Source organism: Collinsella aerofaciens, from assembly GCF_040915425.1.
Classification (GTDB): Bacteria; Actinomycetota; Coriobacteriia; order Coriobacteriales; family Coriobacteriaceae; genus Collinsella; species Collinsella aerofaciens_BW.
The window spans coordinates 1-10,779 of the sequence record NZ_JBCPDN010000071.1 but is presented as its reverse complement, the minus strand read 5'-3'; the positions used below and the strand labels follow the sequence as shown (position 1 = coordinate 10,779).

Genomic DNA, 10,779 nt, shown 5'->3' with positions numbered 1-10,779 from the left:
CCCGTTCTGGGCGCGCCTCAATCGTAGCCCGAGACAGTCCCAGGCTGACAATTTCGACTGTAATGGACGTTCTTAAATGACTACCCAATGACTACTCCGTGGTGTCGTCGTCCTCGGCAAGCTGGGGGAACACGGCGTCCTTGGGCATGGTGACCTTCGTCAGCGAGGTGAGCTTTTTGCTCAGCGACGTGTCCGTCTTGACCAGGTCGCTGAGCGTCACGATCTTGTAGCCGTCGGCAATGAGGCCGTCGATAATCTGCGGCAGCGCCTCGAGCATCTGCTCGGCGCATTCGTCTCTATCGGTGAGCAGCACGATATTGCCCGGCGTCGCCGAATCGAGCACCGTCGAGACCTGCTCGTCGGCACCGTTGAGCAGCCAGTCGCCCGAGTCAATATTCCACGAGACCACGGCGGAGACCAGGTCCATCGCATCAATCCAGTTTTGCTCGTCAAAGGCAGCGTAGGGAGCACGCAGCAGCATCGTCTTCACGCCGGTCGCCGACTTAATCGCATCGGTGCCTTTCGTGATCTGTTCGCGCACCGCCTCACGGTCCTGACCCTTGAGCGAATCGTCGCTGTAGCTGTTGGATCCGATCTCGCACCCGGCGTCGACAATCGCCTTGGCCGTAGCAGGCGAGGCCTCGGCCGCATCGCCCGAAAGGAAGAACGTCGCGGTGACGCCCTTTTCCTTGAGCACCTGCAAGATCTGTTTGGTGGCGCCGCTCGGACCCTCGTCAAACGTCAGCGCCACGTACTTTTTGTTGCCCTTGGGCGCCACGCTGGCGCACGCAACAACGCAATCGGTGGCGGGCACAACCTCGCCGCGGTCTTGCGTCTTGCCTGACCGCTCACCAACCCACACCTCGGATCGGCCCTGGACACCCCATGTCTGCACATACTCGATAGCGCCCGTGCCCTCGACCTTGAGCTTGGGCTCGATAACCGTAGCCTGAACCTCGTGCTTCTCGTAGGTGTTACGGCCATCCTTGACCGTCACCTTCTCGCCGCCCTCGAGTTCGCGGCTATCCCATTTGCCCTGCTTCACGCGCTTGCCGTCGACCTTCACCGACAGCTTTTCGCCCCCATGGCGCTTGAGCACGCTGTCATCGACGGCCAGCAGGTCGCCTGCGTCGTAGGTGTCAGTCAACTCCTGGTCGTCGATGAGATTCTGCAGCGTAGAGCCCACACGCACCGCGGTCTTCTGGCCGTTGAGCTCCACGTCCACACTGCGGTTGACGTAGCCCACGACGGCAGCGATAAACAGAACGAGCGCGCAACCCACGGCGATGAGCGCGTAGGGCAGGCGAGACGAACGACGGGGCGTACGGCTGTTGCCGATGCGCGCACTGCGGTCGCTAAACCCGCGGCTATGGTTGAGGTACATCGCGCCGGGCTTACGGTGACGCTTGCGCTGACCGCTGGGCAGCTGCCCCAAATCGCGGCGCGCCGTCGGACGCGCACCCGAACGCTCGTTTAAGTTGGATCCGTTTTGGCGCATGTGCCCTCCCCCATAAACACAGCAAGCCGGAGCAACAGGTCTCCGGCTTGCCTCCCATCATTTGGTACGTCGCTATTTTGTAGCTTTTGACGAGCCTCCGCTCGCCTTTTGGTATTCGTCCTTAAAGGCCTTGAACATGCCGCGCGTCTTGCCGAGCTGCTTGCCCAGTGCGCGACTGCCCTTGTCCACGGCAACCGATCCCTTGTCGTCGAGCACCTTGGCGCCCTTTTTGACCTTGTCGCCCACCACGACGCTGGCCTCGGCGGCCTTGGCAGCCGCACCGCCCGAATACCCGAGCGACTTGGCCTCGTCCGAAACGATCATTGCGCCGTCCGCATAACCGCGCAGCATCGTCGGCGGCACCTGCGTGTCACCGACCAAAACACTCGAAGCAGCACCGGCGGTCACATAGAATGCCTGCACGATGCCCGAACGCGGCTTGAACTCCACATCCGAGCAATAGCCCACGACTTCGCCCGATTCCGTGCGCACGTCCATACCGACCCAGATGATGCAATCGTCCAGGTTGATGTCGAGGCGCTTGGCGGCGGCGGCATCGTACGTGTCCTTGACGTCATCGACCGCAATGGCGCCCTCGTAGACACCAATGGCGTCGAGCGCTACGAATCGGTCGGGACGCTCGATCATACCCGCGATATCGGACTGGCGGACCATAAAGCCGACCACGCGCGTACCGCCCGGGGTAAAGACCGGAAAGTGAATCTTTCCGAGCTTTTTAGGGCTGCGCGGCGTGCCGTCCTTTTTGGTGCGCTTGTCCTCGGTAGGCTTGCGATAGATCTTGGCGCCGACAAAATCCCCAGCGCGCATTATGCCTCGGTCGAGGGCTCCGCAGCCTCGGTATCAGCCTCGACGGCGTTCTCGACCACGACGTCGGCGGCAGGCGTCACGTTGCCGCCCGAAATGGCGTCGTTGAGCTGCTCGCGCAGCTGGTCCATGCGCTCGCGGGCCAGGTCGACCTTGGCGCGCAGGTCGTCGGTCTTGGCGTCGAGCATCGGGCCAAAGTCATTCACCGCAGCACGGGCCTCCTCGGCGCCGTGCTCGTAGGTGTCGCGCATATTGTCCCAGGCGTCGTTGGCGATATCGGCAGCCATGGCGCGGGTCTCGGCGCCCGAGCGCGGGGCCAGAGCAACGCCGATAATAGCGCCGGCAGCGGCACCAAAAAGTGCGCCGGAGACAAAGCTGAAAGTCTTACCCATGATCATTCCTCTCCTGCGGGCACGTCGGTGCCCACCGTTTGAATGCTGTCCATTATACCCGCAGCGCATCACTTGCCGCTCCGCTCATCTGCGTACGGCAAAAGCGCAGGTACGTGATGGTGATAAACGAGTAGGCCTACTCCTGAGGCATAGCCGGCATGGCCACTGTGGCACCCGGGTCCTCGCCGGCGCCGTCCACGAGCGGCAGGCCGCCCTCATGCGCAGGTCCTGCCGGAACCGTCGCCGCGCCGCCAAAGACAGCCGCGGAAGCCTCGTGGTTCTCGGCAACCGCGCCCTCGGTATCGATCGCCACCTGGGGCTCGTCGTCAAAGTTGGGGACGCCCTGGGGCTCGGTGGGAACGGGCTCGGCGGTCACATCGGCAGCGGGCTCGGGGTCGACCGGCACATCGCCCTCGTCAGCGCCCTCGTCCTCGGCAGCATCTTCGCCGTTCGCAGCGGCGACGGCCTCGTGAGGATCCTTGCCCTCGGCCTCGGCGCGCATGCCCAGCACCAGGTTGCGCAGGCCCGCGACCGTGCCTTCCACGTCGGGGGTAGGCTGGTCGGCGTGCAGATAGGCCCAATCCATCATAAAGGTGGCCGAAGACAGCGCGCCGATGGCCAGTGCGTCATCGGGGCACGAAAGCTCAACCTCAAAGACACGCTCATCGTGTTCGCTTACGCGGGTGCGGCCGCACGAGATGCTACCGGCAAGACCGGTCTCGTTCATGAGCTCAACCGTCACGTGCTCCAGCAGGTGGCAGAGCTCGGTCTGGCCCATGCAGTCTTGGAACTCGCGGCCGGAATCGCCCAGGCACAGGTGCTTGGCAATCGCGGGCACCAGGTAGTACACGCGCGCCGTGGCCTCGATGTCCTCCGAGGTCATGAGCGGCATGCCGGGGTTCACCAGCACATGCGCGCAGATCTTGTCCTCACTGACGGTGACCTTAAGGATGTTGAACAGGCCTGCCATAACTCTCCCCTACTCTTCCTTGTCCTACTCGTCGCCGTCGTGCGGATTCGCGGAACCCGCACCCGACGTCGTCGGCTCGTCTACCGAAGACTCGGAATCCTTCTTATCGGTTTCGGCCGGAGCGATCACGCGAATGAGCGAGATGCGCTGGCCACGCATCGACTGCACTTTAAACTTGTACCCCGCGACCTCAAACACCTCTCCGATGTCGGGCACCGAGTCGCAAAGCTCCAAAATCCAGCCGGCGATGGTCTCATAATCATCGCTTTCCTCGAGCGGCCAACCAAGCTCAATCGCGTCATCGCACGAAAAACGCCCATCAACGAGCCACTCGCGGCGCGAAAGGCGCGTGAGATACTTGTTGTCGGGGTCGAACTCGTCCTCGATCTCGCCGACAATCTCCTCGACGATGTCCTCGATGGTGATGATGCCGGCCGTGCCGCCGTACTCGTCCACGACCACCACGATCTGGTCGTGCGAGGTCTGCATCTCGGACAGCAGCGGCAGGATGTCCTTGGTGTCGGGCACAAAGGTGGCGTCGCGCAAAAAGCCGGCGATGGGCTGGTCGCCCTTGCCGTCGAGCGCGGGCTGAATCAGGTCCTTGATGTGCGCGATGCCGGCGACGTTGTCGGGATCCTCGTGATAGACGGGGATGCGGCTAAAACCGGTCTGGCGCATGGTGGACAGCACGTCGGCGACCGTCTCGTCGTCCTCGCACATGGTGGTGTCCACGCGCGGCACCATGACCTCGCGGGCAACGGTGTCGCCCAGGTCGAAGATCTCGTGGATCATGCGCTTTTCCTCGTCGAGCAGGTCGTCCTGCTCCGAGACCATGTACTTGATCTCTTCTTCCGAGACGTTTTGGCGGTCGTCGGCGCTCTTGATGCGCAGAATGCGGGCCAGGCCATCGGAGCAAGCGCCGGTCAGCCACACGAGCGGACGGGCGATCTTTTGGAAAAATGACAACGGCCCCACGACCTGCTTTGACACGCCCTCGGCGTTGGCCAGGCCAATGCGCTTGGGCACGAGCTCGCCGATCACGATGGACACGAAGGCGACCGCGACGGTGATGATGACCGGCGCCAGGCCGCGCGCGATGGCGGAGAGCGGCGCGATGCCAAAGCTCATGAGCCACGTGGCGAGCGGGTCGGACAGACTCGTCGAGGCGACGGCGGACGAGGCGAAGCCCACGAGCGTGATGGCAACCTGGATGGTGGCGAGCAGCTGGTCGGAGTCGGCGGCGAGCTGGACGGCGCGCTCGGCGCGCTTATCGCCTTCCTCGGCATCGTGCTCCAGCACGGCGCGCTTGGCCGTGGTGAGCGCCATCTCGGACATAGAGAAGTAGCCGTTGATGAGGGTCAAAACGAGGGTGGTGATAAGGGAGATGGTTATGTCCATCGGGAGTTTCTCGAACCTCCAAGATTCGGGACGTCGGATTAAAACGTTGACGGCGGATAGGGCAGTTGCGCCCGGCGGGCGCCCGGACGGGCCCGCGGGCGCAGGCGCGATCGCTAGATTACGAAGAGGATCACCGCCATGAACTGGAAGATGCTGCCGGCGAGTACCCACAGGTGAAACACGCTGTGAAGATAGCGCACGTTTTTGGCGATATAGAACGGCACGCCCGCGGTGTAGCACACGCCGCCGACGGCGAGCAGGGCAAGCGCCACGGGGTTGAGCAGCGCCACAAGTTCGGGCAGCTTAAAGACAACGAGCCAGCCCATCAGCAGGTAGACCAGGCCGCTTACCCAGTGCGGTTGACGCTCGCGTAGGAAGCACTCGAGGGCGATGCCGATGATGGCGATGGCCCATACGGCAAAGAACAGCACAGCGCCGCCGTCGTTTGCGAGCGTGATGAGGCAAAACGGCGTATAGCTGCCGGCTATGAGCAGGTAGATGCAGCTGTGGTCGATGATGCGAAACACGCGCTTGGCGCGCGCGGGTTGAATCGCGTGGTAGAGCGTGGAGGCTAGGTATTCGAGGATAATGCTGACGCCATAGACAATTGCCGCGGCCATGTGGGCCGGGCCTCCGCCGCGCAGGGCGGCGAATACGATCAGGAGCACCAGGCCCGCGATACCCAGCAGGCAGCCGACACCATGGGTGACGGAGTTCATGATCTCCTCGCCCACCGTGTAGTGTGGAACGGCCGCGGTCTTGGGTCGCGGCTTAGAACTGTCGCTCGAATCGGACATGCCGGTTACATCCTCCAACGTAAAGAGTTCTCAACACTATATCAAAGCGTCTGGGTACGTGTGAAATTTGCACCATACGTGACCCCTTGTTTACCCATTCTTTGCCTGTTGACGCATCAACGTCGAACGTCCATAATGCGCTTGCATTAAATGTTGATGTATTAACATCTTATAGGAGAATACCGCATGGCTCAAAACGCACGTTCCCATCGAAAGCTCAAGATAGCCGGCATCGTTGCACTGGTGGTTGTCGTTGCGCTGCTCGGATTTGCCGGCAACTTTCTGTTTGACTTCGCGCTGAATCCCCGCGCGCCATACACCATGAAGATGATGCAGGATAGCAAGAACGACAAAGAAGGTGAGCAGCCGGATGCCGAGGATACCGAGGCGCGGGCGTGGTTTAAGGAAAACCGCGAGAGCAGCAGCCTCACCGCGAACGACGGGACCGAGCTTGCCGCCTGGTATTTTGCTGCGTCGGAGAGCACGCACGACTACGCCGTCTGCCTGCATGGATATACCAACGAGCCCATCGGTATGGCCCGATACGTCAAGCGATTCCACGACCGCGGCATGAACGTACTCGCACCCGCCGCACGCGCCCACGAGCGCTCCGGCGGCGACTATATCGGCATGGGCTGGCCCGAGCGCCTCGACATCGTCGCATGGATCGAGCGAATCGTTCAGGCTGACCCCAAGGCGCGCATCCTGGTCTTTGGCGAATCCATGGGCGCGGCGACCGCCATGAACGTCGCGGGGGAACCTCTGCCCGCAAACGTGAAATGCATTATCGAGGACTGCGGTTATACGAGTGTTTGGGACGAATTTTCCCTACAGCTCAAGGACGTGTTCGGCCTGCCCAGCTTTCCCTTGCTCGATGTAGCAAACTTGGTGTGCAACGTGCGCGCGGGTTACGACTTTCATAAGGCGAGCAGTGTGGAGCAACTCAAACACGCGACGGTTCCCATGCTGTTTATCCACGGCGACCAGGACACCTTTGTGCCGTACGACATGCTCGACCAAAACTACGACGCGTGCGCCAGCAAGGCCAAGCAAAAGCTCACCATCCATGGCGCCACCCACGCCAAGAGTGCGCAGGTCGACCCCGAACTCTACTGGAACACAGTCGACAACTTCCTCGACGAGTATTTTTAGGCAAATAGTACGGTTTACTGGCCTATCTGACCCCCTGTTTTCGGAAGTGCGGGGGAAATCGCGGGAAGCCCGACCAAACCACAGTTTTACCAACAATTTATCAGGCGTTTTGTTGCCAAAAATCGGTTTGTGGTCGGCGGTATTTGATTTTTCACCGCACTTCTGAAAAGCCGCCCGCAAGCGTTGTGCTCGTGGGCGGCTTTTGCTCAACTTACGCTACAAAGGCGCTTATTTTGTCCAATAGCTAGGCGCTACTTGACCTCGATGAGCTCATACTCGCTCGTGCCCAGGCCGATCTTCTCGGCGTGCGCGATGCACACGCGCCAGTCGGTGTCGGGATGCGTGATGCAGAAGGGATCCTTGGCCTGCTCGCCCTCCAGATGCTCGTGGTTGTGCTCCATCTTGGCCGCGCTATCGGTGAGCTCGGTGTTGGGCAGCGGCTCGGACGCCATGACGGCGTCGGCGCAGGCCTGGTCGATGGCGACCGGGTCGAAGCTCGCGAACATGCCGATGTCGCTGACGATAGGCGTATCGTTTTCGGGATGGCAGTCGCAGTTGGGGCTGATATCCATAGCCAGCGAAATGTGGAAGCTGGGACGATCCTGGACAACGGCCTTGGTGTACTCGGCGATCTTGCAGTTGAGCACGTCGGCCGCGGCCTCATAGCCGGGCTTGATGCAGTCCTGGTTGCACACGCCGATGCAGCGGCCGCAGCCCACGCAGCGATCGTGGTCGATAGCGGCCACGTGCACCGTGCGAGTAGCGCCGCCGGCAAGCTCGCGCTCGCGGGTGCCATCGAACGAGATAGCGTTGTGCGCGCAGATCTTTTCGCAGGCATGGCAGCCAACGCAGTGCTCGGTCGCGACGTTCGGCTTGCCGGCGGCATGCTGCTCCATCTTGCCGGCACGGCTGCCGCCTCCCATGCCCAGGTTCTTCATGGCGCCGCCAAAACCGGCCTGCTCATGACCCTTAAAGTGGGTGAGGCTAATCACGATATCGGCGTCCATGAGCGCCTGACCGATCTTGGCCTCGTGCACATACTCGCCGCCCTCAACCGGGACGAGCGCCTCGTCGGTGCCCTTGAGGCCGTCGGCGATGATGATCTGGCAACCCGTGGCATACGGGGTAAAGCCGTTCTGGTAGGCGGTATCAATGTGCTCGAGCGCGTTTTTGCGGCTACCGACGTAGAGCGTGTTGCAGTCGGTGAGGAAGGGCTTGCCGCCCAGCTCCTTGACGACATCCGCGACGGCGCGGGCGTAGTTGGGGCGCAAAAAGCTCAGGTTGCCCAGCTCGCCAAAGTGAATCTTGATAGCGACGAACTTGTTCTCAAAGTCGATCTGCTCAATTCCGGCGTGACGGATGAGGCGCTTGAGTTTGTCGAGCTGGCTCTCGCGAGCATGCGTGCGCAGGTTGGTGAAGTACACCTTAGCGGGTGCTGCGGGTGCAGTTGCGGTCATAGATCTATCCCCTCGGTCTATATGGCGTTACAGACATAGAGGATGGTACCAGTTAAAGCAGAGTTAAAGTCAAGTACGGAACCTAGTCATTGGGGACAGACTTAAATGACTGAAACCACTCATTGGGGACGAACTTAAATGAGTGCCTCGCCACCTGGCAGCTAGGGACGTTCCTTTCCTGCCGGCAGCTGGGGACAGTCCTTGCCAGCCCGGCCGGCGAGCCGACGAATGGCAAGAACTGTCCCCGATGGTTACTCCTGGACTTTGAGGGCCTCGGCCAGACTGACGCGCTTGATGGAGCGCGTGTGCAGCAGCGCCACGACCAGGTAGGTCGCAAAGCCGATTCCTGCACACGCCGCCATGGACCAAGCGGGCACGTAGATCTCGATATTGCCGTTATAGGCGAGCAGCATCGAGCGGAAGATGGCCGTGAGCGAGCCAATAATGACCGGCAGGCTCAGCACGAGTGACGCCGCAACGCACAACGTGATCGAGCGGATGTACAGATGCGAAATCTCGCTATCGCGATAGCCAAAGACTTTCATGTAGCTGATCGAACGGGCGCTGTGGTCGATCACAGCCTTGGTCAGCAGGTACATAAACAGCAAGAAGATGAACACCGCAAGCCCAACCATCATTCCGATCATTTTGCTCATCATGCCGATGAATTGGTCGCCCACGGCGCGCATGTCGTCGGGCGTGGTGTCGCCGGCAAAGTAACGAGCATCGAGGTCGAGCTTCTCGTTGCTCACATAGCCGTTAAAGTAGGCGGCGTCGTTGTCGAACAGCTCATTAAAGTCGTCGATACTCATATAGATATTCATGTCCGACTTGGAGCCCCAGGCACAGTCCTTGCCCGCGTACTCAAGGGAATAATACTCACCCTCGTACTTGTCGCTGAGCGTGACCTTCTGGCCCTCGCTCCAGCCAAACTTGTCGAGCAAGCCACCGCCAAAGACGACACGTCCGTCGCCGACGTCCAGCCCTTTCCAGTAGCGCGAATCGGGCGAGATGCCGTAGACAGAAATCGCCTCCTCGCCATTACCATCGCCGCGGTCGTATTGCAGCTGGTAAACGGCGTATTTCTCGGCCTGCGCGATTGCGCCCGCGCCGTTGTCAATCGTGTTGACCGGGTGAATGTCGTCGTTGTCGGTGTCGATCTTAGAGGCCTTGTCAATCAGGTCGATAGCCTCGTCGCGGTTGCAGCCGAGGATATCGGCAAGGTCATCGAGGCGCGCATAAAGCGCATCCTTCTTGTCCTGGACCTTGGTAAGCGCATCCTGCGCCGCAGTCAGGCTCTCGGCAGACGGAGATGCGGTCGCGGCATCGGCTGCCGTCTGCGCCGCATCGGCCGCGTCGTCAAGCTCGTCATCGGCATCTTGGGCGGCGGAAAGCAGCGCGCCGTCAACCGACTGCAAGCGCTCGAGTGCTGACCACTGCTCGCGCTCCTCGGCAGTGCCCTCGAGCTCCAGCGGCGCCTTGAGCGTGTACTGGTGCTCGGCGACCAGGCTTGTCTCGAGGTTGTCCGCGTAGTGCGTCATCGTGGGCAGAATCGCCAGGCCAAAGAGCAGCAGTAGCGACGCAAACGCAATGCCCACAAAGAGCGTGGCAAAGTTGCCCAGGTTGCGCAGAAAGATACGCAGGCGGAAGCGGGAAACAAAACCCATGCGCTCCGGCAGTTGCATACCGCGCTTGGTGCCCGATTTGCCGCTCGCCTCGTGACGAAGGAACTGCAACGGCGTCTTGCCCATTTTGCGAAGCAGGCCCACCAGCGTGATGAGGATGAGCGCGGCGGCGGGAACCACGGCGCACTTCACAAAGATCTCCCAGCTCCAGTACACCTGGAAGGGCGGCAGGCTGTACGAACCGTAATAGAGGCTGCGCATGGGCTCGGTAAAGAACACAACGCCGAGCGCAGTGCCCAAAAGCGCCGCGACCACGCCCACGATGGCGGGAAGTGCCAGGTAGTGCAGCACGATCTCGCGACGGCGATAACCGCTGGCGAGCAGCGTGCCGATGATGGCGTTCTCCTCCTCGATGGTGGCGTCGGTAAGGACCACAAAGACGAACGCCATGATCACGATGATGATGTCGAGCAGCGTCATCCACATCATGGAGTCGCCGTCCACGTCATCGCGCGCATAGCCAATGCCCTGATTGGAATCGGCGTCGGTCAGATCGTCCACGCGCGCATCGGCGTCGGTCAGTGCCTCGACCATATCTTGCTCGGCGTCGATGCGGTCCGCGGTGGGGAGGTCGCGATCGGTAAAGGTGAAGGAGTAGGTGTAGG

Annotated in this window: 9 protein-coding genes; 1 reads left to right on the top strand and 8 read right to left on the bottom strand. The window is 61.3% G+C overall.

The window, feature by feature from the left end; all coding sequences use genetic code 11:
* Positions 1–91 precede the first annotated feature (91 nt).
* The 6 genes from AB5164_RS08905 to trhA all read right to left on the bottom strand — a co-directional run bounded on the left by AB5164_RS08905 (position 92) and on the right by trhA (position 5,880).
* Positions 92–1,498, bottom strand: a complete 1,407-nt coding sequence (locus tag AB5164_RS08905) for a polysaccharide deacetylase family protein (RefSeq protein WP_368143324.1) — start codon at positions 1,496–1,498, stop codon at positions 92–94.
* A 72-nt stretch (positions 1,499–1,570) separates the two neighbouring features.
* On the bottom strand, positions 1,571–2,326 hold the full coding sequence (locus tag AB5164_RS08900) for a PRC-barrel domain-containing protein (RefSeq protein ID WP_368143325.1): 756 nt from the start codon (positions 2,324–2,326) through the stop codon (positions 1,571–1,573).
* The gene (locus AB5164_RS08895; RefSeq protein ID WP_368147996.1) at positions 2,326–2,715 is read right to left on the bottom strand and encodes a YtxH domain-containing protein; all 390 of its coding nucleotides are present in this window, start codon (positions 2,713–2,715) and stop codon (positions 2,326–2,328) included. Before AB5164_RS08895 ends, AB5164_RS08900 begins: the two co-directional genes overlap by 1 nt.
* 136 nt (positions 2,716–2,851) lie before the next feature.
* Positions 2,852–3,685 (bottom strand): cyanophycin synthetase family protein, encoded by an 834-nt coding sequence (locus tag AB5164_RS08890; RefSeq protein WP_229025833.1) that lies wholly within the window; start codon positions 3,683–3,685, stop codon positions 2,852–2,854.
* 24 nt (positions 3,686–3,709) lie between these two features.
* Complete coding sequence (locus AB5164_RS08885) at positions 3,710–5,083, bottom strand: hemolysin family protein (protein WP_117564511.1); 1,374 nt, start codon at positions 5,081–5,083, stop codon at positions 3,710–3,712.
* A 113-nt stretch (positions 5,084–5,196) separates the two neighbouring features.
* Positions 5,197–5,880: a PAQR family membrane homeostasis protein TrhA gene (gene trhA / locus AB5164_RS08880; protein WP_172676303.1), complete on the bottom strand. Its 684-nt coding sequence runs from the start codon at positions 5,878–5,880 to the stop codon at positions 5,197–5,199.
* A 186-nt stretch (positions 5,881–6,066) separates the two neighbouring features.
* On the opposite strand from trhA, the gene AB5164_RS08875 reads away from it, so the two are divergent.
* Positions 6,067–7,032: an alpha/beta hydrolase gene (locus AB5164_RS08875; protein WP_368147994.1), complete on the top strand. Its 966-nt coding sequence runs from the start codon at positions 6,067–6,069 to the stop codon at positions 7,030–7,032.
* Between the two features lie 251 nt (positions 7,033–7,283).
* Here AB5164_RS08875 and AB5164_RS08870 read toward each other — a convergent pair whose 3' ends face one another.
* Positions 7,284–8,489, bottom strand: coding sequence for a DUF362 domain-containing protein (locus AB5164_RS08870; RefSeq protein WP_368142625.1), 1,206 nt, complete (start codon positions 8,487–8,489; stop codon positions 7,284–7,286).
* 251 nt (positions 8,490–8,740) lie between these two features.
* Positions 8,741–10,779, bottom strand: a 2,039-nt coding sequence (locus AB5164_RS08865) for an ABC transporter permease (RefSeq protein WP_368147993.1), incomplete at its 5' end; no start/stop codon positions are given.